The organism is Amycolatopsis sp. NPDC004368 (assembly GCF_053602515.1).
Genome location: NZ_JBSGDT010000029.1, coordinates 54,141 through 80,371, shown reverse-complemented (window position 1 = coordinate 80,371; position 26,231 = coordinate 54,141). Strand labels below are relative to the sequence as shown.

At 71.8% G+C, this 26,231-nt stretch carries 26 protein-coding genes and 1 tRNA gene; 9 read left to right on the top strand and 18 right to left on the bottom strand.

The window, feature by feature from the left end; all coding sequences use genetic code 11:
• From gvpO to ACWEOE_RS31470, 11 genes are all read right to left on the bottom strand, one after another.
• Nucleotides 1-333, bottom strand: coding sequence for a gas vesicle protein GvpO (gene gvpO, locus ACWEOE_RS31520; RefSeq protein WP_452015570.1), 333 nt, complete (start codon nt 331-333; stop codon nt 1-3).
• Nucleotides 330-599 carry a gas vesicle protein GvpG gene (locus ACWEOE_RS31515; protein WP_452015568.1) on the bottom strand — a complete coding sequence of 90 codons (270 nt, stop codon included), beginning with the start codon at nt 597-599 and terminating at the stop codon, nt 330-332. Before ACWEOE_RS31515 ends, gvpO begins: the two co-directional genes overlap by 4 nt.
• Nucleotides 600-601: 2 nt before the next feature.
• The gene (locus ACWEOE_RS31510) at nt 602-1,396 is read right to left on the bottom strand and encodes a GvpL/GvpF family gas vesicle protein (protein ID WP_452015566.1); all 795 of its coding nucleotides are present in this window, start codon (nt 1,394-1,396) and stop codon (nt 602-604) included.
• Between the two features lie 2 nt (nt 1,397-1,398).
• The gene (gene gvpJ, locus ACWEOE_RS31505; protein ID WP_452015564.1) at nt 1,399-1,800 is read right to left on the bottom strand and encodes a gas vesicle protein GvpJ; all 402 of its coding nucleotides are present in this window, start codon (nt 1,798-1,800) and stop codon (nt 1,399-1,401) included.
• Nucleotides 1,797-2,948: an SRPBCC family protein gene (locus tag ACWEOE_RS31500; RefSeq protein WP_452015562.1), complete on the bottom strand. Its 1,152-nt coding sequence runs from the start codon at nt 2,946-2,948 to the stop codon at nt 1,797-1,799. The genes gvpJ and ACWEOE_RS31500 overlap by 4 nt, the downstream gene beginning before the upstream one ends.
• Nucleotides 2,945-3,646: a hypothetical protein gene (locus ACWEOE_RS31495; protein WP_452015560.1), complete on the bottom strand. Its 702-nt coding sequence runs from the start codon at nt 3,644-3,646 to the stop codon at nt 2,945-2,947. The genes ACWEOE_RS31500 and ACWEOE_RS31495 overlap by 4 nt, the downstream gene beginning before the upstream one ends.
• A 369-nt stretch (nt 3,647-4,015) precedes the next feature.
• Nucleotides 4,016-4,711 carry a glycosyltransferase gene (locus tag ACWEOE_RS31490; protein WP_452015558.1) on the bottom strand — a complete coding sequence of 232 codons (696 nt, stop codon included), beginning with the start codon at nt 4,709-4,711 and terminating at the stop codon, nt 4,016-4,018.
• Nucleotides 4,708-5,985, bottom strand: coding sequence for a PIG-L family deacetylase (locus ACWEOE_RS31485; protein WP_452015556.1), 1,278 nt, complete (start codon nt 5,983-5,985; stop codon nt 4,708-4,710). The genes ACWEOE_RS31490 and ACWEOE_RS31485 overlap by 4 nt, the downstream gene beginning before the upstream one ends.
• The gene (locus tag ACWEOE_RS31480) at nt 5,982-6,950 is read right to left on the bottom strand and encodes an acyl-CoA dehydrogenase family protein (protein ID WP_452015554.1); all 969 of its coding nucleotides are present in this window, start codon (nt 6,948-6,950) and stop codon (nt 5,982-5,984) included. The genes ACWEOE_RS31485 and ACWEOE_RS31480 overlap by 4 nt, the downstream gene beginning before the upstream one ends.
• Nucleotides 6,951-6,964: 14 nt before the next feature.
• Nucleotides 6,965-8,125 carry an NAD(P)/FAD-dependent oxidoreductase gene (locus ACWEOE_RS31475; protein WP_452015552.1) on the bottom strand — a complete coding sequence of 387 codons (1,161 nt, stop codon included), beginning with the start codon at nt 8,123-8,125 and terminating at the stop codon, nt 6,965-6,967.
• Between the two features lie 9 nt (nt 8,126-8,134).
• Nucleotides 8,135-8,770 (bottom strand): UdgX family uracil-DNA binding protein, encoded by a 636-nt coding sequence (locus tag ACWEOE_RS31470; protein WP_452015550.1) that lies wholly within the window; start codon nt 8,768-8,770, stop codon nt 8,135-8,137.
• 152 nt (nt 8,771-8,922) lie between these two features.
• Between ACWEOE_RS31470 and ACWEOE_RS31465 the strand changes: the two genes are divergently transcribed.
• The 3 genes from ACWEOE_RS31465 to ACWEOE_RS31455 all read left to right on the top strand — a co-directional run bounded on the left by ACWEOE_RS31465 (nt 8,923) and on the right by ACWEOE_RS31455 (nt 9,817).
• The gene (locus tag ACWEOE_RS31465) at nt 8,923-9,339 is read left to right on the top strand and encodes a Ppx/GppA phosphatase family protein (protein WP_452015548.1); all 417 of its coding nucleotides are present in this window, start codon (nt 8,923-8,925) and stop codon (nt 9,337-9,339) included.
• Nucleotides 9,336-9,497 carry a hypothetical protein gene (locus tag ACWEOE_RS31460; RefSeq protein ID WP_452015546.1) on the top strand — a complete coding sequence of 54 codons (162 nt, stop codon included), beginning with the start codon at nt 9,336-9,338 and terminating at the stop codon, nt 9,495-9,497. The genes ACWEOE_RS31465 and ACWEOE_RS31460 overlap by 4 nt, the downstream gene beginning before the upstream one ends.
• Nucleotides 9,498-9,634: 137 nt before the next feature.
• Nucleotides 9,635-9,817: a DUF2795 domain-containing protein gene (locus ACWEOE_RS31455; RefSeq protein ID WP_452015544.1), complete on the top strand. Its 183-nt coding sequence runs from the start codon at nt 9,635-9,637 to the stop codon at nt 9,815-9,817.
• Between the two features lie 15 nt (nt 9,818-9,832).
• Here the strand turns inward: ACWEOE_RS31455 and nrfD are convergent, their stop codons facing one another.
• The 6 genes from nrfD to ACWEOE_RS31425 form a co-directional block, all read right to left on the bottom strand.
• Complete coding sequence (gene nrfD / locus ACWEOE_RS31450) at nt 9,833-10,756, bottom strand: NrfD/PsrC family molybdoenzyme membrane anchor subunit (RefSeq protein WP_452015542.1); 924 nt, start codon at nt 10,754-10,756, stop codon at nt 9,833-9,835.
• Nucleotides 10,753-11,619: a 4Fe-4S dicluster domain-containing protein gene (locus tag ACWEOE_RS31445; RefSeq protein WP_452015540.1), complete on the bottom strand. Its 867-nt coding sequence runs from the start codon at nt 11,617-11,619 to the stop codon at nt 10,753-10,755. The genes nrfD and ACWEOE_RS31445 overlap by 4 nt, the downstream gene beginning before the upstream one ends.
• Complete coding sequence (gene fdh / locus ACWEOE_RS31440; protein ID WP_452015538.1) at nt 11,612-14,839, bottom strand: formate dehydrogenase; 3,228 nt, start codon at nt 14,837-14,839, stop codon at nt 11,612-11,614. The genes ACWEOE_RS31445 and fdh overlap by 8 nt, the downstream gene beginning before the upstream one ends.
• A gap of 38 nt (nt 14,840-14,877) precedes the next feature.
• Nucleotides 14,878-16,608 carry a selenocysteine-specific translation elongation factor gene (selB, locus tag ACWEOE_RS31435; protein WP_452015536.1) on the bottom strand — a complete coding sequence of 577 codons (1,731 nt, stop codon included), beginning with the start codon at nt 16,606-16,608 and terminating at the stop codon, nt 14,878-14,880.
• Nucleotides 16,599-17,882 carry an L-seryl-tRNA(Sec) selenium transferase gene (gene selA, locus ACWEOE_RS31430; RefSeq protein ID WP_452015534.1) on the bottom strand — a complete coding sequence of 428 codons (1,284 nt, stop codon included), beginning with the start codon at nt 17,880-17,882 and terminating at the stop codon, nt 16,599-16,601. The genes selB and selA overlap by 10 nt, the downstream gene beginning before the upstream one ends.
• Nucleotides 17,882-17,976, bottom strand: a tRNA-Sec gene (locus ACWEOE_RS31425). Before ACWEOE_RS31425 ends, selA begins: the two co-directional genes overlap by 1 nt.
• A 54-nt stretch (nt 17,977-18,030) precedes the next feature.
• On the opposite strand from ACWEOE_RS31425, the gene selD reads away from it, so the two are divergent.
• The 4 genes from selD (at nt 18,031) to ACWEOE_RS31405 (ending at nt 21,292) form a co-directional block, all read left to right on the top strand.
• Nucleotides 18,031-19,023, top strand: coding sequence for a selenide, water dikinase SelD (selD, locus tag ACWEOE_RS31420; protein WP_452015532.1), 993 nt, complete (start codon nt 18,031-18,033; stop codon nt 19,021-19,023).
• Nucleotides 19,024-19,091: 68 nt separating this feature from the next.
• The gene (locus ACWEOE_RS31415; RefSeq protein WP_452015610.1) at nt 19,092-19,310 is read left to right on the top strand and encodes a hypothetical protein; all 219 of its coding nucleotides are present in this window, start codon (nt 19,092-19,094) and stop codon (nt 19,308-19,310) included.
• Nucleotides 19,307-20,065 carry an HAD family hydrolase gene (locus tag ACWEOE_RS31410; RefSeq protein WP_452015608.1) on the top strand — a complete coding sequence of 253 codons (759 nt, stop codon included), beginning with the start codon at nt 19,307-19,309 and terminating at the stop codon, nt 20,063-20,065. Before ACWEOE_RS31415 ends, ACWEOE_RS31410 begins: the two co-directional genes overlap by 4 nt.
• A 9-nt stretch (nt 20,066-20,074) precedes the next feature.
• On the top strand, nt 20,075-21,292 hold the full coding sequence (locus tag ACWEOE_RS31405) for a PP2C family protein-serine/threonine phosphatase (RefSeq protein ID WP_452015530.1): 1,218 nt from the start codon (nt 20,075-20,077) through the stop codon (nt 21,290-21,292).
• A 72-nt stretch (nt 21,293-21,364) separates the two neighbouring features.
• Here ACWEOE_RS31405 and ACWEOE_RS31400 read toward each other — a convergent pair whose 3' ends face one another.
• Nucleotides 21,365-22,123 (bottom strand): GntR family transcriptional regulator, encoded by a 759-nt coding sequence (locus ACWEOE_RS31400; RefSeq protein WP_452015606.1) that lies wholly within the window; start codon nt 22,121-22,123, stop codon nt 21,365-21,367.
• 139 nt (nt 22,124-22,262) lie between these two features.
• Here ACWEOE_RS31400 and ACWEOE_RS31395 point away from each other — a divergent pair, with 139 nt between their 5' ends.
• Both ACWEOE_RS31395 and ACWEOE_RS31390 read left to right on the top strand, forming a co-directional pair.
• Nucleotides 22,263-23,321, top strand: coding sequence for a YeiH family protein (locus ACWEOE_RS31395; RefSeq protein ID WP_452015528.1), 1,059 nt, complete (start codon nt 22,263-22,265; stop codon nt 23,319-23,321).
• Nucleotides 23,322-23,485: 164 nt separating this feature from the next.
• Complete coding sequence (locus ACWEOE_RS31390) at nt 23,486-26,200, top strand: glycosyl hydrolase family 95 catalytic domain-containing protein (RefSeq protein WP_452015526.1); 2,715 nt, start codon at nt 23,486-23,488, stop codon at nt 26,198-26,200.
• The last annotated feature ends 31 nt before the right edge of the window (nt 26,201-26,231 follow it).

The following is a 26,231-nucleotide window of genomic DNA, read 5'->3' as shown; positions in this document are numbered from 1 at the left end:
TCAGCTCCCCTCGTTGCCGATGCCCGCCTTGCCCCGCGCGTACCGCCTCGTCCGCCGGAACGCGAGCAGGTCGCCGCCGGGCTCCAGCTCGATCTCGTACAACGCCAGCAGATCGGCCGAAGACGGGATGCGCCGCTCCTCGATCACCTCCACCTCGACCAGCCAGCCCTCCTCGAGCGGCTCGACCGACGTGACGCCCACGGGCTCGCTCGTGATCAGATCCCGCAGCTGCCGCAACGCGGATCCCGCGGCCGTCGAGGCCACGAGACCCTCGTCCGCCGAACGGCGCCGAGACGCCGGTGTGCGCCGGCCGTCTCCCTTCGCGGAGCTCATCCGACCTCACCTCCTCCCGTCCTCGGTTGCGGTGCGCGGGGCCCTCCGCCGGTCAGGCGGTTCAGGATCTGTTGCTGGGCCTCGGTTTCCTCCTCGGCCGAGATCTCACCGGCCGCCCGCGCCTCGTGCACGGCCTCCAGCTCCCGCCGGATCGTGGCCGGGTCGTGCAACTCCTCCTCGACCCGGCGCCGGATCAGCTCACCCAGCGCGAGCACCCCGCGCACCGGCAGGAGCGGAAGGCCGAGGATGCCCGATATCAGACCCACGGCTACTCCGGCGTCCGAGTCACGACGAAGTCGTACGCCGCGAGCGGCCCGAGCAGGCGGATCTCGACCCGGCCGTCCCACTCGTCCGCGAATTCGCCGACCACGTCCTCCAGCTCGTCCTGCCGGTCGGTCTCCGCGAGCACCGCCAGGTGCACGGCTTCTTCCTCGTGGGTGGGCTGACGCGTGGCGAGCTCCACCCCGAGGTCCGCCAGTTCGTCGGCCACCCGCTGGGTGTCCGCGGCCCGTTTCGCCTCGACGGCCTGGGAGATCAGCTCGCCGAGCGCCATCCGCTCGTTGCGGGTCGCGTCCTCGGGCTTGTCGCGGATCGCCCGGACGAGCTGCCCCATCCGGTCGTTCTCCGAAACGATCTCGCGCAGGATGGCCTGCTCGACGTACCGGGCCCGGATGATGTACTCCGCCTTGCCCTCGAGCTGGTCCAGCGCGGCGGCGAAGTCATCGGCGTTCGCGTCGAGCAGCTCCTCCTTGACCGCGTCCAGATCGGCGACCACGGCACCGAAGCGCAGCGGCAGCACGGGCAGCTGCGCGGCGGCCGCGTCCAGCAACCCGGCGTGCGCCGAGAGGTCCTCGGGCCGGCCCAGCGGCGTCTCCGGGGAGATCTCGCTCACCAGCGCGGCGATTGGTCCGCTGTGGACGGTGGTGACCGCCGCGGGCGGGTCGCCGACCCCTCGTACGCCGTCGTCGAGCTCGACATCGGAGGGCACGATCCCGTACACGTAGACGGCGGTTTCGGTGCCGGTCGGTTCGTCGTCGGTCTGCGGGTCCGTCTTCGTGGTCACGCTCACCGCCCCTTCCTGCTTCTGCCCGCGGGCTCTTCTTCTTCTTCCTCGTCGTCGCCGATGATGTCGCGCAGCTTGTCGCCGGCCGCTTCGAGCGCACCGCGGGTCTTGGCCTTGGCACCGCCGGAGGTCACGTCCTCCAGCAGGTCGGGCAGGCCCTTCTGCTCCGTGCCGGAGATGTCCAGCCGGTTCACCGCCTCGGCGAAGCGCAGGTAGGTGTCCACACTGGCCACCACGACCCGAGCGTCGATCGTGAGCAGCTCGATGCCCACGAGGGAAACCCGCACGTAGGCGTCGATCACAAGACCCTTGTCGAGGATCGTGTCGATCACATCGGCAAGGCTGCTCGAGCTCGGACGGTCGATTCCCCCGCCACCACCGGCGGGCTGGACGGCTGTTGTCATCGGCTGCTCCCTCGGCCACTGCCGGCGCCAGCGCGGGCGCGTCGCCGGCGAGGCCGCTCTTCTTCGACCTCGTCGGTGTCTTCTTCGGCTTCGTCGGTGTCTTCCTCGGGCTCTTCCGGTTCCTCGGCTTCCTCGGGCTCCTCCTCGGCGGCTTCGTCGAAGTCCTCGTCCTCGGCGGGTTCCTCTTCGGACTCCGCCTCTTCGTCCTCTTCGGTCTCGGTGTCGGCGGAGTCCTGCTCGTCCTCGGTGTCCGCGCGCTCCTCGTCCTGACCCTCGTCCTGGTCCTCGTCCGGCTCCACGACGTGGCTGTCGTGGATCTCGCCGTGCCAGCCCTCGACGTCGTCGGGGTGCAGCAGGTCCTCGGTCATCACGTGCCGGCGGAAGTGCTTGAGCTCCAGCCGGACCCGGCGGCCCTGCGCGCGCCAGATGTTGCCGGTGCGCTCGAACAGCCCCTGCGGGTGGTAGGCCAGCACGAGCACGACCTTGGTGAGGTCCGGGGTGAGCTCGTGGAAGGTGACCGCGCCGTCGACGTGGCCCTTCTGCCCCTTGGAGCGCCACACGATCTTCTCGTAGGGCACCTGCTCGATGATGGTGGCGTCCCAGCTGCGGTGCGACCAGAAGACCTGGGCCTTCCACTCGGTCTTCTCGTCGCTGGTCTGCTCGACGTTCTTGACCTTCTTCATGAACTGCGGGAAATCGGTGAACCGGGTCCACTGGTCGTAGACGAGCTCCAGCGGCGCGCCGATGTCGATCTCCTCGACGATGTTGGTGAGCTTGATCTTGCTGCCCTTGCCGCCACCACCGCCGAACGCGTTGCGCACCTTTTGCGCGATGCCGGACAGCCCGCCTTTCACGGCGCCCTTCATCGCCTCGCCCTTCACACTCGGCTTTCCGCCGGTGACCGCTTCGAGCAGCCCGCCGCCTCCGCCTTCGGCGAAGTCACCCAGCCGTCCCGCCGTGGACGAGATCTTTTTCGTCAGCGATCCGGTCGCGCGGGTCAGCGCCACCTGGCCGAGGCCTTTCAGAGCGTCGGTCAGCTCGTTGGAGTTCCCGCCGGTCGCCTTCTTCGCCGTCTTCGTGACGGCGCCGGTGGCTTTGCCGGCCTTGTCCGTGGCGTTCTTCACCTGCTTGGTGACCACTGCGTTCACCTCCCGGCCCGGCGGACGGGCGCGCGCCGGGTCGCCGTGCGCGTGCCGGAACGCTGCCGGCCGTCTCCGTCACCGTCGGACGAGGCCTTGCGCCTGCCGCCCGATCGGCGACGCGGCGGCCGCTCGGCGCCCTCGTCCTCGTCTTCGTCCGACTTCCGGCTCGAGGCCCGGCGCCGCTTGGGCTTCTCTTCGGGCTCTTCGTCGGGTTCTTCCTCCGCGCTGTCCTCGGCCGTGTCTTCGTCTTCGTCTTCGTCCGACTTCCGGCTCGAGGCCCGGCGCCGCTTGGGCTTCTCTTCGGGCTCCTCGTCCGGCTCCTCGTCGGGTTCTTCCTCCGCGGCGCGGTCCTCGGCCGTGTCTTCCTCTTCGTCCTCGTCCTTGGCGCGGGACTTCTTGCCCAGCCCCAGGCCGCCGCCCTCCTGCAGGCGCTCGCTGAGCGCCTCGATCCGCCCACTGGCCGCGGTCACTGCGGCGGACTTGGCCGCACCGAGCAGCTCGTCCTTCGCCAGCGACGTCAACTGCCCGACCTCGGCCGACGACCCCAGCTGCTTCAGACCACTTTGGACCAGCTTCGTCGGCGACACGCCGGAGCGCCCGGTGGCCCCCGCGGCGGCGATCATCAACGCCAGGCGCATCTTCTTCGTCCGCCCCAGCATGTAACCGGCCGCGACGCCGAGTGCCATCCGTGTTCCAGCTTTCATAACCGCTCCTCCTGATACTTGCGGTAGCGACTTCGACACGCTCGCCGCCCCCGAAAGAAGGCGAACAGGATTGTGCCTGCGTCATGCGAATCAGCTACCCGCATCGATCGACGCGAAAACACCTGATCTTCCGGAACCGGTTTCCTCGCGAGCGAGAAATCCACTTCGGACCGAACAAGATCAATTGTTTTCCTACTTCACAGTAGGTTATTGCTTTTCAGCAGGCCCAGGATCGTCCAAAAAGGAAATCGCACGAACTTCCCGCACTCACACTTTCCGTGGGAGACAAAACTGCATTCCCCGAATGGCGGGCAATGATCACCGGCCACCTGCAGCACGGCGCTCGGCTGTTCGGCCGAACCGCGAAGATCAGTTTCCGGGTTCGGCAGTGGTGAGTTCGAGCAACAGCTCGGCGAGCCCGCCCGGTGCGCGGCCGCGCCGACGGGGGCTGGTGAAAACCGCGGCGTCGGGTTCGTGGCGGCGGCGGAAGCCGGCCTCGCCGAGACGCGCCCACAGGGCGTGGTCCTCGCCCGTCGCAATCGCACCGAACCCGCCGGCCGCGTGGTACGCGTCGGCGCGGACGGCGAGGTTGGCGCCGTAGACGTTGGGTTGGTCGCGGGCCACGATGCCGCGGTAGCGCGCCGCGGCCTCGACGCTGCCGGGGAACGGCGCGGAGAGCACGGCCGGACCGGCGGTGGCGTGCCAGCCGGCGCGGGCGCTGTCGAGGTGGCGGCCCGCCCAGGTGGGAGAGACCTCGGTGTCGGCGTCGGTGTTCAGCAGCAGCACTCGCGCCGGATCGGACGGCGCCACAGCGGCGAGAGCGGTGCGGCAGCCGAGGTCGCGCACGGCGCCGATCGTGGTGAGGACCGAGTTCACCACCACGTGGGCGCCGGCTTCACGCGCGAGCGCAGCCGTCGCGTCGGTGCAGCGGTCGGCGACCACCACCACGAGCCGGGCGATCCCGGCGGGAACCTGCCTGAGCGAGCGTCGGAGAGCGGCCAGGCAGCCGGGCAGGAGCGCGGCTTCGTCCTGCGCGGGCACGACCACCGCGACGGCGTCGATCACCGGCGCCTCAGCACGTGCAGCAGGAACTCCTCGTCCTCGTGCGCGACCACGACCGCGAGGTCCGGGTGCTCGATCAGGCTGCGGTGGGCGGCCCGTCCGTCACGCGGCGCCTCCGGAGCCCAGTGGCGCCAGTGCACCGCCGCGATCTCCCCGCCGGTGCCGAGGCACGCGACGGCGCGGTCGATCGTGGCGGTGAGGTCGGCGTCGCCGAGGTAGTACAGCAGTTCGCCGAACACCACGAGATCCACCGGTCCGGGCGGCAGAACGTCGGGCACGGATCCCGGTGAGACCTCCACGGTGGACAGATCGGCGGTCGCGGCCGTGGTGCGCCGCACGGCGTCGGGCACGGGATCCGACGCCAGGAGCTGCTCGCACCGCGCGGCCAGCTCGCGGGTCGTCACGCCGATCCCGCAGGCCGGTTCGACGATCGTGCCGTAGTGCTCATGCGGCAGGCAGGCCAGCAGCAGCGCGCGTTTCCGCCGTTCGTACCAGCTCTCGGCAACGTCCCACGGGTCGGGTGAACCCGCGTACAGCTCGGCGAACCGGCTCACGGGCGCGGAGCGCCCGGGTGGCACGCGGAAGAACGTCTCCCGCGGCCGGTCGAAGTGCGCCAGCACTTCCGGTGGCAGGATCGGCGCCTCCCCGCGCGGACCGGGTTTGAGCTGCGACACGAACTCGCCGATCCCGGCCGCCTTGGCGCGGCGCTGGGCGGGGGTCAGCGCGTGGGCGCGGGCGAGGTGCCACGGCACGTCCGGGGCTTCAGGCCGGATCCAGTGCCACAGCCAGATCGGGTAGGCCCAGCAGTGCGCGGAGACGGGAGCGGCGGCCACGGCGGCCCGCCCGGCCGCCTGGTGATCGGGATGCGGGTCGTCCGGCCACGGCAGCAGGCACAGGTCATGACCGGCGGCGTGCTCCCCCAGCGCCTCGGTGAGCTCTCCGACGTGCTCGGCCAGGCCGGAATCCGGCAGCCCGAGCCAGATCGGCTCGACGTCGGCCAGGCCTTGGGCGGCGAGGGACCGCACGAGCTCTTCGCGGCGCGTGCGGCCCAGCGCGCGACGCTCGTCCGGGCCGGCGCCGGGGAACGCGGCTTCGCCGTCGGTCGCGACGACGAGGGTCACCGCCGTGCCGGCGGCGTGCAGGTGCTGCACGAGCCCGCTCGCGCCCAGCGTTTCGTCGTCGGGGTGCGCCGCGACCACCAGCGCGCGAGCGAACTTCTCGTCCGGCCACGGCTCGAACTCCCGCGTCCACTCGGTTTCCGCCACGATCGGCCTCACGGCTGTGCCTCCAGCACACGACGGCCCAACCCGGCGAGATCACGTTCTCCGTGGTGCTGGCGGACGAACACCTGCAGATCGGCCAGCCGCTGGGCGAACCCGCGATCACGGCACAGTGGCGCCGGCCCGGTGATGCGTGGTGCGCGGTCGAGCACCTCGCGGGCCGCCTGCTCCACGCTCGCGCGGCACGTGTCGTTGAGCAGCGCGGGATCCGGCGCGGTCTCGAGGGTCGCGGCGGTGGCCGTGAGCAGTGCGTCGGCCGAGGCGAGGGCGGTGTGCAGGGCGCCGAGGTGAGCGAGCTGGTGCTCGTCGGCCTTGGTGCGCAAGGTTTCCCGGACAACGTCGACGATCCCCGCGGCGCCGCCGAGCCACACGGCCGCGACGCCGGTGCCGCCGAAGACGAAACCCGGCCGGCCGACGTACCACCCCGGCGGCCCGAGCACGGCGTCGGCCTCCACCGGGAGGTCGTGGAACACCACGTCGCCGCTGTCGGACGCGTCCATCCCGAGTGCCTGCCAGGCTTCGGGCCGGCGTTCGACGCCGGGTTCGGTCAGGTCGACCTCCACCAGCCGGTCTCCCGCCGCCACGAGGGCGCGGTCGAGCGAGGTGAGGCCGGAGCAGAAACGGACCGTGCCGCGGAGCGTGCCGTCGGCCAGTTCGGCTCCGGTGCCGGCGTGCTTCGCGGCCCAGACCCCGTACAGCGCACCGGGTTCCGGTTTTCGCCCGGCTTCGGCCAGGATCGCCACCGCGTCGGTGTGCCCCTCGGCCAGCCGCGCGAGGGCGAGGTCACGCCGGCCGAACGCCGCCAGCGCGGTCCAGCGGCGCAGCAGGTCACCGTGAGCGGGCACGGGCAGGTCCAGCGCGCCGTTCGTGTGCAGCGCACGCAGTTCGGCCGCCACCCACGTGAGGGTCCGGGGCGCCGGAACCGGTTCCGTGGGCGGGATGGTCGTCAGCAAGGAGGTCATCGTCGAGTCCTGAATCAGCGTGCGGCGGTTCGAAGCCCGGGAACCGGGCGGTGACCGCGAATCAGCTCGGTACCGCGTTCGTAGTCGGCGTCGGCGTTGTGCGTGAGCACACCCACCGCGGTCCCACGCCGCTCGTACCAGACGGTGAACCCGCCGTCGACCGACACCGGCCGGGCGTGCTCGAACCCGTCGCCCCAGGCCGCGTACTTCAGCACGCGGTCGCCGATTTCCGACCAGAACCCGGGAACGGCGTCCCAGACCGCCTCCGCGCCCGCCGCCGAGCGGCCGGCGACCTCACCCATCGCCAGGCCTTCGCCCCAGTGCTCGACGGCCAGCGCGCGGCCCGCCGACGGGTTGTAGGCGAAGGCGACGTCACCCGCCGCGTAGACGTCCGCCCGGCTGGTACGCAGCCGCTGGTCGGTGCGCACCCGCCCGTTCTCCACCGTGAGCCCGGCCTTTTCCGCGAGATCCACGCACGGCCGGACTCCGGTGGCGAGCAGCACCAGGTCGGTGTCGAGCGCGGGTACGAGTTCCGTGTGCACGCGGTGCCCTTCGGACACGGCGTCCAGCTGGGTTTCCCGCAGCACGCTGACGCCTTCGGCCTTGAGCCAGTGCAGGATCAGCTCACCGGCCTCCCGTCCGAGGCGCTGCTGCTGCGGCACGGATTCGGGGCAGAGCACCGTGACCTGGAGACCGAGGCGGGAAAGCGACACCGCGGCCTCACAGCCGATGAAACCGGCCCCCACCACCACGGCGCTGCGGGCGGTCCCGGCCGCGGCCCGCAGCTCTCGCGAACTGGCCAGGGAGCGCAGGCACCGCACGTCGGGGTGGTCGACCCCGGGGATCGGCGGGCGAACGGGCTCCGCGCCCGTCGCCAGCACACAGCGGGTGAACCGCAGGATCGCGCCGGAAGACGTGCGGACCTCGTGCCCGCCGAGTTCCGTCACGGGATCACCCAGGACGAGCTCCACGTCCGGGCCGGGATCGTCGAGCGCGAGATCAGGTTCGGCGGATTCGCCGCGCAGGAAGTCCTTCGACAGCGGCGGCCGCGCGTAAGGCGGGTCCGGGTCCGCGGAGACGATCTGCACCCGGCCCCTCCCACCGGCTTCGCGGTAGGCCCGCGCGGCGCTGGTGCCCGCCGGACCGCTGCCGATCACGACCAGGGATTCATCCATGCCCACCGGTTACCCCGTCGCGGCCAGGTTCTCACCCGCGGCTTCGAGATCGGCGACGAACTGCGCTCGGGCCGTCTCGCGGTCGGTCGCGCGCAGGACCGCCGACGGGTGCACGGTCGCCACGGCGAGGTCGAACAGCCCGGCGAACTCCGGGGGCGGAGCCAGCACCTCCCCGCGCTGCCGGGTGATCCGGAACGACGCGCCGTACACGGACTGGGCCGCCGTGGCGCCCAGCAACAGCACCAGCCGCGGGCGCACGGCCCGCAGTTCCGCGACCAGCCACGGCCGGCACGCCACGACCTCCGTGCGCGAGGGTTTGTCGTGAATGCGCCGCTTGCCACGCTCGGTGAACTTGAAGTGCTTCACCGCGTTCGTGAGGTACAGCGCGTCGCGCTCGAACCCGGCCTCGGCGAGCGCGGCGTCGAGCAGCCGGCCGGCCGGACCGACGAAGGGCTTGCCCTGCTTGTCCTCCTGATCGCCCGGCTGCTCCCCGGCGACGAACACCTCGGCCCGGCGTGGTCCTTCGCCGAACACCGTCTGGTTCGCGGCGCGGTACAGCTCGCATCCCGTGCAGTCCGCGGCCGCGCGCCGCAACCGGGCGAGGTCGGTCGAATCCGGCGGTGCGGCTCCCTGGGCCGATGACATGCCCACTGGTACCCGCGTGACCGCGCGGGAAACGCCGCTTCACCCGTCGGCCGCTCTTTCGCGTGTGAGCCGGCCCGGCCGGGGTGTCCCGAAGGGATGAGACTGGCCGTATTGGACATCGGTCGAATTCCGCCCAGCTCAAGGCAGTGGACGTGTCCGCGGGGGCGCCGCCGCTGCCCGCGCACGCGGTGAAGGAGCCGCCGTTGGTGGCGGAGGAGCTGCTCGTCAACGGCGCACTGGGCGAAACCGGCATCGCGCGGGTGGCCGAGGCTGTGGGGCGGGCCGTGGACGCCGCCGTGCGCATGGGCGTGGATCAGCTGTACCCGTTCGTCACCGCGGCGATCCGCGACGCGGCCAACCGCGACGAGGTCATCGACCGCATCCAGGCCGTGTCCGGGATCCGCCCGCAGTTCCTCTCGGGCCAGGAGGAAGCGCGCCTGACCTACCTCGCCGCGCGCCGCTGGTACGGCTGGTCGGCCGGGCGGCTGCTGCTCGTCGACATCGGCGGCGGATCGATGGAGCTGGTCCTGGGCCGCGACGTCGAGCCCGAGCCGGCACTCTCGACGTGAACCGCGTCGAGGTCTGCCCGTGGGCGCTGCGCGAGGGGATCCTGTTGCGCCACCTGGAACGGGTGGCCGAGATCCCGACCCTGCCGCTGACCCCGCTGTCGCGGCAACCCGACGCGACAGTCCGGCCGCTGCACACCGCCGAAGAACAACCGTCGTGACCGACCCGCGCCGGACCGGGGCGCCGGGGTTTGGCGCCCTCGGCGCGGGGAAACCATGATCCAGGCGACCCGGGCCCGGCGACGACGCCGGCCGGGCCGGAACCGAGCCGGAAACCGAGTCACGTCAAGGAGGAAGCGTGTTCGATTACCGCGACTACCTGACCGAGGTCGAGTACCCCTGCGGCCGGGACGAACTGCTCCGCCGCGCGGCCGCACAGGGCGCCGGTGACCAGGTCATCGGCCACCTCGGGAAGCTGCCCGAGCAGGAATACGCCGACGCCGACGCCGTCCACCGGCTGCTCGGCACCGAATCGTCCTGAGCTGGGCTTCGAGGGTCAGCTCTCCGCCCGGCGAGCCAGCCGTTCCCGCTGCGGCACCACAACGTACTTCGGGTCCTTGGTGGACTCCACACCGGCCGCGTACACGCCGAAGCGGGTGCACAACCCGGACGCCAGGTAAGCGGCACCCGCGGCCACACCGGCGACGCGGCTGCGCCGGGCGGCCACCGACAGCACGGCACCGGCCGCGGTGAGGGCCTTGGCCGCCTTGAGCAGTTTGCCGGCGCGGCCCGTGCGGTAGGGCTCCGAGGCCAGGCCCAGCCCGGTTTCCAGGTGGTGCTCGGCGAGCAGCTCCGCCGTGGCCGCGGCGAGGCCGGCGCGGACGACGGGGCCGTTCTCCTCCGTCGGCACCGTCATGAGCACGGCCCCCGCACCACTGGTCACGGCGCTGCCCGCGAACAGGATCGGCAGTGTGCCGTGGGCTTCGTGCCACGAAGGTGTCGCCGTGTCGGCCAGCAGGACCGCCGTGTAGGTGCACATCGCGGGGCCGAGCACGGCCGCGCCCGCTCCGGCGAGCCGGCCGACGCGGGGCAGGATTCCGGTCGCCTCCGACACGGCCGCGACCGCCGCGAGGCCGGAGAACGGCGAGAGGATCCACGAGCCGACCGAAAGCGGCGAGGTCGGTTTGAGCACCCGCAGCATGTTCAGGAACCGCGTCGGCTTCCCCAGGTCGTGGATCAGGGCGACGACGCTCGCGATCGAACCGCCCGACGCCACCAGCCGCCCGACCCGGGCCACCCCCGGGCGTCCCGTCAGGTCCGCCAGCGCGGCCATCGTCGCCGACGCGCCCGCGGCGCCGCCGAGGAACAGGTACAGGGGCACGTCCGGCTGTTTCCAGGCGGGTTCCTTGAGGATCGGCCGGCCGTAGTACGAGCGGAACTCGGCGGGTTCGACCATCGCGCGTTCGCGGCGGGGGCTCATCGGCGCCGGCCCAGGAACGACACGACCAGCGCCGCGGCCACACCGGCCGCGGTCGTCGCGGCGCGCTTCCACATCGCCGGCAGGTCGCGGGTGGTCACGACCGGGTCGGGCGGGAACCCGTAGACCTCGGGTTCGTCCAACAGCAGGAAAAACGCGCCGTCCCCGCCGACGCCGTCGTCCGGGTCGTGGCCGTAGAGCCGGGCTTCGCCCACGCCGGCCTCGTGCAGCGCGTCGACCCGGGACGCGGCGCGCTCGCGCAGCTGCGACAGCTCGCCGAACTGGATCGAGTCGGTGGGGCACGCCTTGGCGCACGCGGGTTCCAGACCGGCGCCGAGCCGGTCGTAGCAGAGCGTGCACTTGAACGCGCGCCCGTCGCTCTCGCGTTTTTCGATGACGCCGTACGGACAAGCGGGCACGCAGTAGCCGCAGCCGTTGCAGATGTCCTGCTGCACCACCACGGTGTCGAACTCGGTGCGGAACAACGCGCCCGTGGGACACACGTCGAGGCACGCGGCGTGCGTGCAGTGCTTGCAGACGTCGCTCGACATCAGCCAGCGCACGCCGGATTCCTCATCCGAGCCAGGCTGCTGCACCGGCGCCCCGACCGTCGGCATGCCGAGCTGCACAGCGGGTTTGGGAGGGGATTGGGGTTCGGGTGTCGGCTGCTCGATGAACGCGACGTGCCGCCAGGTGTTCGACCCCAGGTCGCCGGTGTTGTCGTACGACATGCCGAGCAGGTCGAGCCCGCCGGCCTCGGGGACGCCGTTCCACTCCTTGCAGGCGACCTCGCACGCCTTGCAGCCGATGCACACCGACGTGTCGGTGAAGAACCCCATCCTGGCCTGGGTGCCGTACTCAGCCATCCGCTCGCCTCCGGTACTCCGCCACGAAATCCAGCAGCTCCGGCCCCCGGGGCCGCCGTCCGGCGCGGATGTCGCAGGTGGCCGCCTTGGCCTCCTGGATGTGCACGTTCGGGTCCATCACGATCGAGAGCAGGTCGTTGGCCGCGTCGCCGCGGGAGAGCCCGTTGGGACCCCAGTGGTACGGCAGGCCGACCTGGTGGATGGTCCGGCCGCGGACCTTGAGCGGCTTGATCCGGTCGGTCACGAGCACGCGGGCCTCGATCGCCGTGCGAGCCGAGACGATGGTCGCCCAGCCACCGTTTTCCAGGCCCCGCTCCGCCGCGAGTGCGGGCGAGACCTCGCAGAAGAACTCCGGCTGCAGCTCCGCCAGGTGCGACAGCGTCCGGCTCATCCCGCCCGCCGTGTGGTGCTCGGTGAGCCGGTAGGTCGTGAACACGTACGGGTACACCGCGCTGCGCGCCGGGTTGTACGGGTTCCACTCGCTCTCCAGCGTTTGCCGCGTCGGCGATTCCTGCTGGCCATACAGGGCGTTGTCGACCGGGCTCTCGAAGGGCTCGTAGTGCGTGGGCAGCGGTCCGTCGGCCAGCCCGGCGGGCACGTAGAGCCAGGCCTTGCCGTCGGTCTGCATGATGAACGGGTCACCGCCGCCGAGCGCGTCCTGCGCCTTCGCACCCTCGGGCGGCACGTGGTCCGGTGCCTTGGTCGGCTCGAAGTCCGGGACGTCCGGGCCCACCCACTTGCCCGCCTCGGCGTCCCAGGAGAGCAGCTTTTTCCTTTCGCTCCACGGCTTTCCGTCCGGGTCCGCCGAAGCGCGGTTGTAGAGGATCCGCCGGTTCGCGGGCCACGCCCAGGCCCAGCCCTTGGCGACCCAGTCCTGTTCGGACCCGGGTTGCCGGTTCGCCGCGTGGTTGTGCCCGTCCGCGCGCACGCCGCAGTAGATCCAGCAGCCGCACGAGGTCGAGCCGTCGTCCTTGATCTCGGTGTAGGCCGACAGCGGGCCGTTCGGGCCGTGGCCGTTGATCTCGGCGAGCACGGACTCCGCGCTCGGGTCGGCCGTCGGGCCCTCGGTCGGGTAGCTCCAGGTCAGGTCGCGGATCGGCGCGTCGCGCGGGTCGTCGCCGATGCGTTCGCGGATGAGCCGGCCCAGGTGGTAGTAGAACCACAGGTCGCTGCGGGCGTCGCCGGGCGGTTCGACCGCCTTGTGGTGCCACTGCAGCAGCCGCTGGGTGTTGGTGAAGCTGCCGTCCTTCTCGGTGTGCGCCGCGGCGGGCAGGAAGAAGACCTCGGTCCCGATCTCCTCGGGCTTCAGCTCACCGGTCTCGATCTCCGGACCGTCCTTCCAGAACGTCGCGCTCTCGATCAGCTGCAGGTCCCGCACCACCAGCCAGTCGAGGTTGGCGAGGCCGAGCCGCTGGAGCTTGCCGTTGGCCGAGCCGACCGCCGGGTTCTCCCCCACCAGGAAGTAGCCCTTGCACTCCCCCTCGATCTGCTTCTGCACCGTCGCGTACGTGCCGTGGTCACCGGTCAGGCGCGGCAGGTAGTCGAAGCGGAAGTCGTTGCTCGGCCGGGCCGAATCGCCCCAGTAGGACTTGAGGAGGCTGACCGTGTACGCCTTCATGTTGCCCCAGAACCCGGTGCTGCCCGCGTCGGCCGCGACGAACTCGGCGAGGTCCTGGTGCTGGTGCGCGTGCGGCATCGGGATGTAGCCGGGCAGCAGGTTGAACAACGTCGGGATGTCGGTGGAGCCCTGGATGCTGGCGTGCCCGCGCAGCGCGAGGATGCCGCCGCCGGGCCGGCCGATGTTGCCCAGCAGCGTCTGCAGGATCGACGCCGTGCGGATGTACTGGGCGCCGACGGTGTGGTGCGTCCAGCCGACCGAGTAGACCCAGGCCGTGGTGCGTTCGCGGCCGGAGTTCGTGGTGATCGCCTCGGCGATCTCGGTGAACTGCTCGACCGGGATCCCGCAGACGTCGGCGACGGCTTCGGGCGTGTAGCGGGCGAAGTGCCGTTTGAGGACCTGGAACACGCACCGCGGGTGCTGCAGCGTCTCGTCGGTCTTCGGCTTGCTGCTGACCGCCGCGCCGCCGCTGCCGTACGAGTCGGCCCGGGCGGTGCTCTGGTGGCCCTCGCCGCCGTGGTGGGTCTCCGAACCGGGCTCGCCGGGCTGCTCCGGGTCGGTCGAGCCGGCCGCCGGCACCGTCGGCGCGCCTTCGTAGGCCCACGTGGTCATGTCGTACTGACGCCGCTGCGGGTCGTAGCCGGAGAAGACGCCGTCGAGGTCCTCGGTGTCGGCGAAGTCCTCGCGCAGGATCGCCGAGGCGTTCGTGTAGGCCAGTACGTACTCGCGGAAATCCAGGTCACGGCTCAGGACGTAGTTGATCAGGCCGCCGAGGAACGCGATGTCCGATCCGGCCCGCAGCGCCGCGTGGACGTGCGAGACCGCGCTGGTGCGGGTGAACCGCGGGTCGACGTGGATGATCCTCGCGCCGCGGGCCTTCGCCTCCATCACCCACTGGAACCCGACCGGGTGGCACTCGGCCATGTTCGAGCCCTGGATGACGATGCAGTCGGCGTTGGCGAGGTCTTGCTGGAACGTCGTGGCGCCACCACGACCGAAGGAGGTCCCCAGACCGGGAACCGTGGCGGAGTGTCAAATACGCGCCTGGTTCTCGATCTGGATCGCGCCGAGCGCGGTGTAGAGCTTCTTCATCAGGTAGTTCTCTTCGTTGTCCAGCGTCGCACCACCGAGGCTGGCGAAGCCGAGCGTGCGGTTGAGCCGCCGGCCCTTCTCGTCGACGTCCTGCCACGTCTCGTCGCGGGTCTTGAGCACGCGGTCGACGATCATGTCCATCGCCTCGTCGAGCGACAGGCGCTCCCAGTCCGAGGCGTACGGGCGGCGGTAGAGGACTTCGGTGACGCGGCTCGGGCTGGTCACGAGCTGTTTGCTGGCCGAACCCTTGGGGCACAGGCGGCCGCGCGAGATCGGTGAGTCGGGATCGCCCTCGATCTGGGTGACGGCGCCGTCCTTGACGTACACCTTCTGGCCGCAGCCGACCGCGCAGTACGGGCAGATCGAGCGGACCACTTCGTCGGCGTCTTCGGTGCGGGCGTGCCAGGTCTGGGAGCCGGCGGACTTGGCCGCCGCGGAGCGAGCCGTCCGGTCGGGACCGGTCAGCTGCCGATAGACCGGCCAGCCCTCGATCCACTGCCTGACGCCCATGCTCCGCACAGTAGTCGTGGTACCCGTGATCCGCAGGTCTAACCACACGACCGGCGGGTGCCGTCGGCGAGCCGTTCGGTGGCGCCGAGCGCGTCCAGCTGTTCCAGCAGCGGAACCACCACGCGGCGGGTGCTGCCGAGCGCGCGCCGGGCTTCGGACACGGTGAACGGCTCGTCCAGTGCGGCCAGCACTTCCGCGGTCCGCCGCGGCGCGTCGGGGCCGAGCACCACGCCGTCGGTGATCGCGCTCAGCCGGCCCAGCCGGACGGCGGCGGCGAGCTCCCGTGGTCCCAGGCCGAGTTCGCGCAGTTCGTCGGCTTCCGGCGCCTGGAACGGGTTTTCGGCGAACCGCTTCTCGAGCACGGCCAACGCGCGCTCGACGCTCGCGCTCAGGCCCGCGCCGGGGCGCCGGACCAGTCCGCCGGCCACGGTCAGGCCTTCGGTGAGGACCGCCGGGACCAGCTCCGCGGCCGGCAGGCCCAGGCGCTGCCGGAGGACCTCGACGGGCAGGCCCGCGGTGTTCGGCTGCTCGCGCGTCCAGGCGGCCACCACCTGCGGCGCCTCCTCGCGCAGCCGGGCGAGCCGCGCCGGGTCGGCGTGCCAGCCGCCGAGCCGCACCCCGGCCTCCGGCAGGCCCAGCGCGGGAAAGTCCTCGTGGCGCACGAAACCCTCGCGGCGCAGCAGATCCCAGCCGGGCTCGGGAGCCGCCAGCTCCGCGCCCCGCGCTCGCGCGGCGCCGCGGCGGCCCAGGTCCGGCGGCCGGACGTCGAGGACGTCGAACCCGGCCGGGATCCGGTGCTCGCCCGGGTCGCGCAGCAGTCCCCGATCACCGACGCGCAGGGGTAGCGGCTTCGCGAGCAGCAGCCGTGCGGTGTCCGGGCCCAGCGGCCGGACCCGGGCGGGCACCGCGGCGGAACCGAGGTGTACCACCAGGTGCCGGTGCAGGTCGGCGGCGGGCGCTCCGCGCAGCCGCACGTCGAGCTCGGCCGTGGTCCGCCACGCGCCGGGGGCGAGCAGTGCGTCACCGCGCTCGGCCGTGTCCCGGGCGACGCCGCGCAGGTTCACCGCGACGCGGGCCACGGCGGAAACGTTCTCGCGCGGTTCACCGAGCGACTGCAGGCCACGCACGCGGACGCGGGTCTCGCCGAGCGCCAGCTCGTCGCCGACGCGCAGCGCGCCGGCCCCGAGCGTGCCGGTGACGACGGTGCCGGCGCCCTTGATCGTGAACGCGCGGTCGATCCAGAGCCGCACGTCCGCGTCCGGATCCGGCGGCGGCAGGCCCGCGGCGAGGCTCGTCAACCGGGCCCGCAGCTCGTCGAGTCCGGCACCGGTCGTGCCGCTCACGGCGACCGCGGGCACCTCGCCCAGCGACGTCGCCGCGATCTCCCGCAGCGCCTGCGCCGTGGCCGCGGCGGGATCGGCGCGGTCGGCCTTGGTGACGACGAGCAGGCCGTGCCCGACCCCGAACGCGTCGAGCGCGGCCAGGTGCTCGGCCGACTGCGGTTTCCAGCCCTCGTCGGCCGCGACGACGAACAGCACCGCCGGCACCGGGCCGATCCCCGCGAGCATGTTGGGCACGAACCGTCGGTGGCCGGGCACGTCGACGAACGCGATCTCCTCGCCGCCCAGGCGCGTCCACGCGAAGCCGAGGTCCAGCGTCAGGCCGCGGCGGCGTTCCTCGGCCCACCGGTCCGGCTCCATGCCGGTGAGCCGGCGGATCAGCGTGGACTTCCCGTGGTCCACGTGCCCGGCCGTGGCGATCACCCGCATCGGCGCACGGCCTCCCGCAGCGTCGGGTCGTCGGCTGGGCGGACCGTGCGCAGGTCGAGCAGGCAGCGGTCGCGCACGATCCGGCCGACCACCGCGGGCTCACCCAGCCGCAACACCGCCGCATAGCGGGCGGGTAGCGCGACGGCCGCGCTCGGCAGTTCGACGCCCGGTGCGCCACCACCCCCGACGACCGCCGTCGAGTCCACGGCCTCGGCGGCCACCCCGGCCGAGCGCAGTTGCGCGGCCAGCGCTTCGGCCCGCGCGCGCAGTTCCCCGGCGTCGGCGTCGAGCGCGGCACGCACCGGCGGCCGCGGACCACGCAGGGTCGCTTCGAGTGCGGCGAGCGTCAGCTTGTCCACGCGCAGCGCGCGGGCGGCGGGATGGCGCCGCAGCCGTTCGATCAGCCCGGCGTCGCCGAAGAGCAGCCCGGCCTGCGGGCCGCCGAGGAGCTTGTCGCCACTCGCGGTGACGACGTCCGCGCCGTCGGCCAGCGCGGTCGTGACGTCCGGTTCGGCGGGCAGCAGCGGGTGGGGGGCCAGCAGACCGGACCCGACGTCGGCGACCAGCGGCACGCCGAGCCCGGCCAGCTCGGCGAGGCTCGCCTCGGACGTGAAGCCGGTGACGCGGTAGTTCGAGGGGTGGACCTTCAGCACGAACCCCGTGGCGGGGCCGACGGCGGCCGCGTAGTCACGGGCGCAGCTGCGGTTGGTCGTGCCGACTTCGCGCAGCCGCGCGCCGGTCGACTCGAGCAGGTCGGGGATGCGGAAGCCGTCGCCGATCTCGACCAGCTCACCGCGGCTGACCACGATCTCCTTGCCCTGCGCCAGAACCAGGGCACACAGCAGCAAGGCGGCCGCGTTGTTGTTGACCACGTGCACCGCGCCCGGCACCGCGGCGGACAACGCCGCCAGGGCACCGCGGCCGCGTTTCGCGCGTTCGCCGGTCCGCAGGTCGAACTCGACATCGGTGGTCCCACTCGCGGCGACGACCGCGTCGAGGGCGGCGGCCGACAGCGGCGCGCGGCCGAGGTTGGTGTGCACGAGCACGCCGGTCGCGTTCAGCACGGGTCGCAGCGAGGCACCGGTTGCGGGCAGCCGGGTCAGGACTTCGTCGACGACGTCACCAGGCCCGATCTCCCCGGCTCGCGCCCGCTGTTGCGCGGCCACGACCAGCGACTTCACCAGGTCCCGCCCGAGCGTCTCGGCGGCTTTCGCGATCCGGGGCTCGGCGAGCACGGCGTCGGTGCGCGGGATCGCCCGCCGCGGGTCAGCCATGGCGGAGACGGACGGGAATCGAACCCGCCAGCGGCAGGACCTGCCGCTCAACGGTTTTGAAGACCGCGCCGGCCACCAGGCCGGAGACGCCTCCCTTGGGCATGGCGCCATCCTGCCAAGCCGGAGCCGCTCGCGCATGATGAGGCCCATGAGCGTCCGCCTGACCCAGTACGCCCACGGTGGTGGCTGCGCGTGCAAGATCCCGCCCGGCGAGCTGGAAACCGTCGTCAGCGGTCTCACGGACGCGAAGCCCGTGGACCCCACCGGCGAGCTGCTCGTCGGGCTCGACGCCGGCGACGACGCGGCGGCGGTGCGGATCTCCGGTGGTGTCGCGCTCATCGCGACCACGGACTTCTTCACGCCGGTGGTCGACGACCCCTACGACTGGGGCCGGATCGCCGCCGCCAACGCGCTTTCCGACGTCTACGCGATGGGCGGCACCCCCGTCGTCGCCGTGAACCTGCTCGGTTGGCCGAGGGAGGTCCTCCCGTTCGAGCTGGCCGCCGAGGTCCTGCGTGGCGGGCTCGCAATCTGCGGTGAGGCCGGGTGCCACCTGTCGGGCGGACACAGCGTCGACTCCCCGGAACCCCAGTACGGCCTCGCCGTCACCGGCACGGCTGACCCGGACCGGTTGCTGCGCAACGACTCCGGCCGCGCCGGAGTTCCCCTCACGTTGACCAAGCCGCTGGGCACCGGGGTGCTGAACTCGCGCCACAAGGCCACCGGCGAGCGGTTCGAGCAGGCCATCGCCGTGATGACCACGCTCAACCGCGAAGCCTCGCTGGCCGCGCTCGCCGCCGGAGCGGTCTGTGCCACGGACGTCACCGGCTTCGGGCTCCTCGGCCACCTCCACAAGCTGGCTCGCGCCAGCGGCGTCACCGCCCGGATCGACCCGGCGGCCGTGCCGTACCTCGACGGCGCGCGCGAGGCGTTGCGTGACGGCTACGTCAGCGGCGGCACCCGGCGCAACCTCGACTGGGTCCGGCCGCACGCGGACCTGTCGCGGGCCGACGAGACCGAGGCCCTGCTCCTCGCCGACGCGCAGACGTCCGGCGGCCTGCTGGTCGCCGGCGAGGTGCCCGGCCACCCCGTGATCGGCGAACTGCTGCCGCGCTCGGACCTCACGGTCGTGGTCGGCTGACGAACGCGATTCGCCGGGCCTGGCCCGCGGGCACCGGTGCCGGCACGATCTCTCCCCGAGGAGGTGCGATGGCCGAGGACAGGCGGTGGAACGTCATCCCGCGGACCGCTGCGCTCTGCTGGCTCAGCGTGGCCGCCGGCGTGCTGCTGCTCGGCTCCAGCGTCGTCACCCTCGTCACGAACGACGCCCGGGTGCCCGTGCTGGAGATCATCGTGTCACTCGCGGGACTGGCCCTGATCGTCTTCGGGGCGGTCGGGCTGGCGAAGCCGCACCTGCGGGGGCGCTGAGGGGTTCAGCCGGGCGTCGCACGGGGTACCCGGGTGGGAACCGTTCGCGACCCCGGGAGGCAGCCATCGCCACGGCAGTCCTGTTCGACGTCGACGGCACGCTCGTCGATTCGAACTACCTACACGTCCACGCCTGGTGCCGGGCGTTCCAGGAGGCGGACCGGCCCGTGGACTCCTGGCGCGTCCACCGCGCGATCGGCATGGGGACGGCCAAGCTGCTCGAAGCGCTGCTCGGCGCACGTGACGCCGAACGCATCGGCGACGAGGTGAAGCGCCGCCACAGCGAGCTCTACCGCGAACAGTCCGGGCTGCTGCGGCCGTTCGACCGCGCGCCGGAGCTGGTCCGCACCCTGGCCGGGCGCGGCGTCCGCGTCGTCCTCGCCACCTCGGCCGGACCCGACGAGCTGGAGGTGCTGCGGCGCGTGCTCGACGTCGACGACGTGGTGACGGGCATCGTCGCCGGCCACGACGTCGAGGCCACCAAACCCGACCCGGACCCCGTCCTCGCGGCGCTCGAGTGCGCCGGCACCGCGCCGGAGGACACCGTTTTCGTGGGCGACGCCGTCTGGGACGTGCAGGCCGCGGCCAAGGCCGGTGTCCGGACCGTCGGCGTGCTGTCGGGCGGGGTCAGCGCCGCCGAGCTGACCGGCGCGGGCGCCGTGGCGACCTACGAGGACCCCGCGGCGCTGCTGGGCGGACTCGACGACAGCGAGCTGGCCACGCTGTACTCCGAGGGGCGCCGGGCCGGGAAGTAGGCTCTCGTGGTGCCCCTCGATTCCACCACCCGCGACCAGCTGCACCTCCTCGAGCTCATGTCCGGCGAAGCGGTCGACCGCTCGGAGCTGAAGCCGGTGCTCGACGCGATGCTGCAGCGGGTACGCGACCTGTTCGGCGTCGACACCGCAACCGTGCTGCGCCACGACGCCGCTGCGGGGCAGCTGATCGCGATCGCGTCCGCGGGCATCGAGGAAGAGGTCTTCCAAGGCGTGCGCGTGCCGGTGGGCGCCGGGTTCGCCGGGCGGGTCGCCCAGCGGCGGGAGCCGGTGCTGATCGACCACGTGGACTCCTCGACCGTGGTCAACCCCCTGCTGTGGGAACACGGCCTGACGGTCCTGCTGGGCGTGCCGATGCTGGTGCGCGACAACCTCGAAGGCGTGCTGCACATCGGATCCACGACGGCGCGCACGTTCGGCCGCGACGAGATCGACCTGCTGCGGCTCGTCGCCGACCGGCTGGCGGTGGCGCTGCGGGCCGAAACGGCGAACGCGGACCGCGCCGCGGCCACGGCGCTGCAGCGCAGCCTGCTGCCGGTGTCGATCCCCTCGGTCGACGGGATGGACTTCGGCTCCCGCTACGTGCCCGGCGCGGCCACCGCCGTCGGCGGCGACTGGTACGACGTGTTCCCGCTGCCCGACGACCGGGTCGGCATCGTGATGGGCGACGTCGCCGGCCACGGTCTCGCCGCCGCCGTCGTGATGGGGCGGCTGCGCAGCGCGTTGCGGGCCTACACCCTCGACACCTTGAGCCCCGCCGAAGCACTGGGCAAGCTGAGCCGCAAGGTGAACCACTTCGAGCAGGGCATCATGGCCACCGTCGCGTACGGGATCGTGGCCCCGGACCGCCGGTCCATCGTGCTGTCGCTGGCCGGGCACCCGCCGCCCGTGCTCGCCGCCCCCGGCGAACCGGCGCGGCTGGTGGACGTGCAGCCGGACCTGCCGGTGGGCCTGGGCCTGCCGGCGTCGGACCGGCACGACACCGAGGTTGCCCTCCCGCCGGGCTCGTCGCTGGCCTTCTACACCGACGGCCTCATCGAACGCCGCGACGCCACCCTCGACGACGGCTTCCGCAAGCTCACCGCGGCCATGACGACCGGCAACCCGGACACTGCGTGCGCCCAGGTCATGTCCGCCCTCGTCGGCGCCGCCCCGGCCCGTGACGACGTGGCCCTGCTGATCGCGGCACGGGCGCCCGAAACCCCGTGACCACCGTCGTCCGTCCATAAGGGACAGCGGGCAGTCGGGCGTTCCGGCCGCCGGCGCCCGCGGGCCGGACCCTCAGGCCTGGGTGATCAGCCGGTACCCGGCCGACGCCGAGAACTCGGCCGTGAGGGCGTAGCGGTCGCCGCGCACCAGCGTGTGGCGCCATTCCACGGGTCGGCCCTTGGCGTGGCTGAGCCGGTTGATGGCGAACGCCGCCACGTCGTGGGCGCACGCGAGCTGGGTGCGCTCGGCGGCGGTGGGGATCACGGCGTGCACCTCTTCGCGGCCGCGGTCGAGGCGGATGCCGGTGCGGCGGGCGAGCTCGTTGTACAGGCTGGTGTGCGTGAAGTCGGCCTTCAGCAGGGGCTCGGCGAGATCCGCGGGCAGCCAGACGCGGTCGAGGGCGAGGGGTTCGTCGCCCGCGAGGCGGAGGCGTTCGAGGTAGACCAGGGGCGTGGAGGCCTCCAGGTCGAGGCGCTCGGCGACCAGGGCGTCGGCGCGGACGTCGAAGGCGCGCACGATGCTGTGCTGCGCGAGCCCGGCCGCCTCGACGGAGGTGAAGAGGCTGTAGAGCGCGCCCAGAGGCTGGGCGATCTCGGCCGGCGGCGCCACGCGCGGCTGACGCCCGCGTTCGGCCACGATCACGCCGTCGGCCCGCAGCTGGCGCAGCGCCTGGCGCACGGTGTGCCGGCTGACGCCGTACTCCTCGGCCAGGGCGAGCTCGCCGGGGAACTGCTCGTCGAAGTCTCCGCTGTCGAGCCTGGCCAGCAGCTCGCGTTGCAGCTGGCGCCAGAGCGGCTCGTTGCCGGACCGGCTGAGCGTTCTTGGGGCCATCACGTCCTCCGCGGTGTCGCGGCCGACACTACCCATGGCCAAATGTGCGTACATCCCTTAGATTAAATGTACGGACATTTACCGGGTGCTGGACAGGGAGGACGGGGCCGATGCGGCACACGAACGGGCAGGCGCGCCGATGACCGCCACCCAGGATCGACCCGTCGACCAGCACCGTTCCCGCGTTCGAGAAGCCACCCCCGGACTGCTCGTCGCCCTGGTCGTGGCCGGGGTCGCGACCGGACTGGGCAAGCTGGTGCCGGTCGTCGGCGGACCGGTGTTCGGCATCCTGCTCGGCGCGCTGGCCGCCGCCGTCGTGCCGGGGCTGCGGGCCGAGCGGTGGACGCCCGGGTACGCGATCGCCGCCAAGCCGGTGCTGCAGCTGTCGATCGTGGTGCTGGGCACGGGGTTGTCCCTGCAGCAGGTGGTGCACGTCGGTGTCGGCTCACTGCCGGTGATGCTCGGCACCCTCACCGTCGCCCTCGGCGGCGCCTGGCTGCTCGGCCGCTGGCTGGGCGTCCGCGGCGACACCCAGACGCTGATCGGCGTGGGCACCGGCATCTGCGGCGCATCGGCGATCGCCGCCACCACGGCCGTGATCAAGCCCAAGCAGGCGGACGTCGCCTACGCCATCGGCACGATCTTCACCTACAACATCGCCGCCGTGCTGCTGTTCCCGCTGCTGGGCCACCTCTTCGGCATGAGCTCGCACTCCTTCGGCCTCTGGGCCGGCACCGCGATCAACGACACCTCCTCCGTCGTCGCGGCCTCCTTCGCCTACGGCGGCGACGCCGGCTCCTACGGCATCGTCGTGAAGCTGACGCGCACGCTCACCCTGATCCCGATCGTCATCGTCCTGGCCATCCTCACCGCCCGCCGCGAAGCCCGCCAAGCCGCCGGCCCGAGCGCCTTCAGCCTCCGCTCGATGCCGTGGCGCCGGATCGTGCCGCTGTTCCTGCTGGGCTTCATCGCCGCGGCCGCACTCGACAGCGTCGGGGCCGTGCCGGAATCCTGGCACCCCGCACTGTCCACAGTGGGCACGTTCCTCATCACGACGGCACTGGTGGGCATCGGCCTGTCGCTGCGCCTGGCCGACATGCGCAAGGCCGGGCCTCGACCGCTGCTGCTGGGCGGGCTGCTGTGGGTCGCAGTCGCGGTGACGAGCCTGGGGCTGCAGGCGCTCACCGGGTCACTCTGACCGGCTTGCCAGAGATCTGACCTAACGGGGAGAAGACTCCGCCTTCCGGCGCGGTGACTGCGTCTAATAGGCTAAACAGGCGCTTGACGGACAAGATACATCAGATGTTCACTGCTTGGCGACATCGGCTCTGTTCACCTTCACCCCTCCCCGGAAGGTGCCTCATGAAGTCGCTCCGCCTGCTGCCCGTCGTCGTGCTCGTAGGTGCCGCGCTGACCGCCCCCGCGGTTCCCGCGGTCGCCGCTCCCGGCGATGCCGCGTTCTCCGCGGCGACCGGACGGCTCGACGTCGACTACGCGAGTTACCTGGCCAAACACGACCTCGTCTACAACCGGCCCAGCACCGACCCCGACTACGGGCTCACGGTCGGCAACGGCCGTACGGGCGCGATGGTCTGGGCCGCCAACGGGCTGACCATGCAAGTGTCCAATGTGGACACTTCCCAGCAGACGGCGTTCGGCGCCGGCCTGGTCAACCTGGCCACCTCGCCGGCCATGGACGCCGGGTACAGCACCTACCAGCAGCGCCTTTCGCTGTACGACGGGACACTGACCACGAAGTACGACAGCAACCGCACCGTCACGATCATGGGCCGGCCGGGCTCCGAGGTGATGGGCATCCACGTGGACGACGCCCGTACGGGCGTGCAGAGCGTGACCCTCGAGCTGTCGCTGTGGGACGTGGCCAACCTCGGCAACAGCGGCGACGTACCGGATCTCAGCACCTGGAAGCAGGTGTCGAGCTTCGCCGACTCGACCGGCGCCGGCCTCAGCCGTGGCCAGGCCGACCCGCAGAAGTTCGGGTACACGCTCGCCGCGACCGTCGAGGGCGCGGGCTACACCGCGTCCGTGGTGAACAACAGCCGGGTGCGGCTCACGATCACCCCCTCGTCGAGCTACACCGTGTGGTTCACCGCGTCGACGCGGCTCAACGCACCGGGCAACAACTCGATCAACCAGGCCAGGACCGCGCTCGCCGCGGCCAAGTCGGCGGGTTACGCGACGACGTTCACCGACTACCGCAACTGGTGGCACGCCTTCTGGAACAAGTCCTTCGTGCAGTACAGCGGGATGGGCGGCGACGCCGACTACCTCGAGAACATGTACTACCTCTCCACCTACCTCATCGCGGCCGGCGGGTACGGCAACTACCCGTACCACTTCATCAACGGTGTGTTCCGCGCGACCGGTGACCAGACGAAGTGGAGCAACGCCTACTGGTACTGGAACCAGCGCGACGTGTACAACTCGTTCCTCGCCTCGAACCACGCCGACCTGATGAACACCTTCAACAACCTCTACAGCCGCAACTACTCCGCTCTCAAGGCCTATACCCGGACCCGGTACGGGGTCGACGGCCTCTGGGTGCCGGAAACCATGGGCTGGGACGGAAACGCCCGCGGCACCGTGAACAGCGACTTCACCAAGAACATCCTCTCGACCGGCTACGAAGCCGCCTACAACATGTACCTGCAGTACCGCTACACCAACGACGCGAACTACCTGCGCAACGTCGCGTACCCGTTCATCCGCGACACCGCGAAGTTCTACTCGGCCATGCTTTCCCTCGACGGCAATGGCAAGTACTACCTCGCGAACTCCAACGCCCACGAGACCTACTGGAACGTGCGCGACGCGATCACCGACCTCGCCGCGGTGCGCAGCATCTTCCCCATCGCGCTGTCGGTGTCGCAACAGCTCGGCCTGGACTCCGGTCTGCGCGCCGGCTGGCAGAAGGTCCTCGACAACCTCGTGGCCTACCCGCAGCAGAACGGGGTGTACCTGCCGCACGACCCGCCGGCTTCGCAGATCCGCAACGGCGAGAACGTGGCGTCGGAGCTGATCTGGCCCTACAGCGTCACCGGCATCGGCGCCCCGGACTACCAGACCGCGCTGAACACCTGGAACACCCGGCCGTTCCCGTACGGCAACGTGTGGGCCAACGACGCGGTGCAGGCCGCCCGCCTCGGCCTCGGCGACCAGACGTTCAGCGGCATGAAACGCATGCTGCAGCAGTACCAGAACTACCCGAACGGGTTCACCAGCAACACCAACGGCGTGTACGAGTACCACGGCGTGAACCTCTCGGCGATGAACGAGGGACTCCTGCAGTCCTACAACGACAAGATCCGCGTGTTCCCCGCGGTGCCGGCCGACTCGTCGTTCGTCGGCAAGTTCACGCTGCTCGCCGAGAACGGTTTCCTCGTGAGCTCGGAGCGGGAGGCCAACGAGACCAAGTACGTGGGCCTGCGCAGCCAGTGGGGCGCGACCGCCCACGTGGTGAACCCGTGGGGCACCCAGCAGATCCGCGTGCGCCGCGCCTCGGACAACGCCATCCTGCTCACCACCTCGGCGGCCGAGTTCGAGTTCGCGACCGCGGCCAACGCGACGTACCTCGTGGAACGCACGGCGAAACCACTCACGTCCTACACCACCACCCGGCTCACCGGGTCATCGAACCAGGGCGCGAAGTCGTTGAGCGGCACGGCTTCCACCCTCGGCCTCAACGGCACCGGCGGCGGCCTGGTGAACGACACGGAGGGCACTTACGACAGCAACTGGTTCTCCGCCACCAACCGCGGCCTCGGCGACTACAACGACGACGTCCACTTCACGACCACCCTCGACGCGGCCGCGTCGTACACGTTCACCGGCACGGGAATCCAGTACCTCTCGGAGCGCAACGGCGACATGGGCACGGTGGACGTCTACCTCGACAACACGCTCCAGGCCACTGTGGACCTTCGCGTGAGCGGCGCCCGCCAGGCGCAACAGGTGGTGTGGCAGAAGTCCGGACTGAGCCGGGCTCAGCACACGATCCGGATCGTGAACCGGAGCACGTCGGTCGGGATGGTGGACGCGTACCGCGTGACCGCGTGACCGCGTGACCGGTGACCGGACCCGAAGCCGG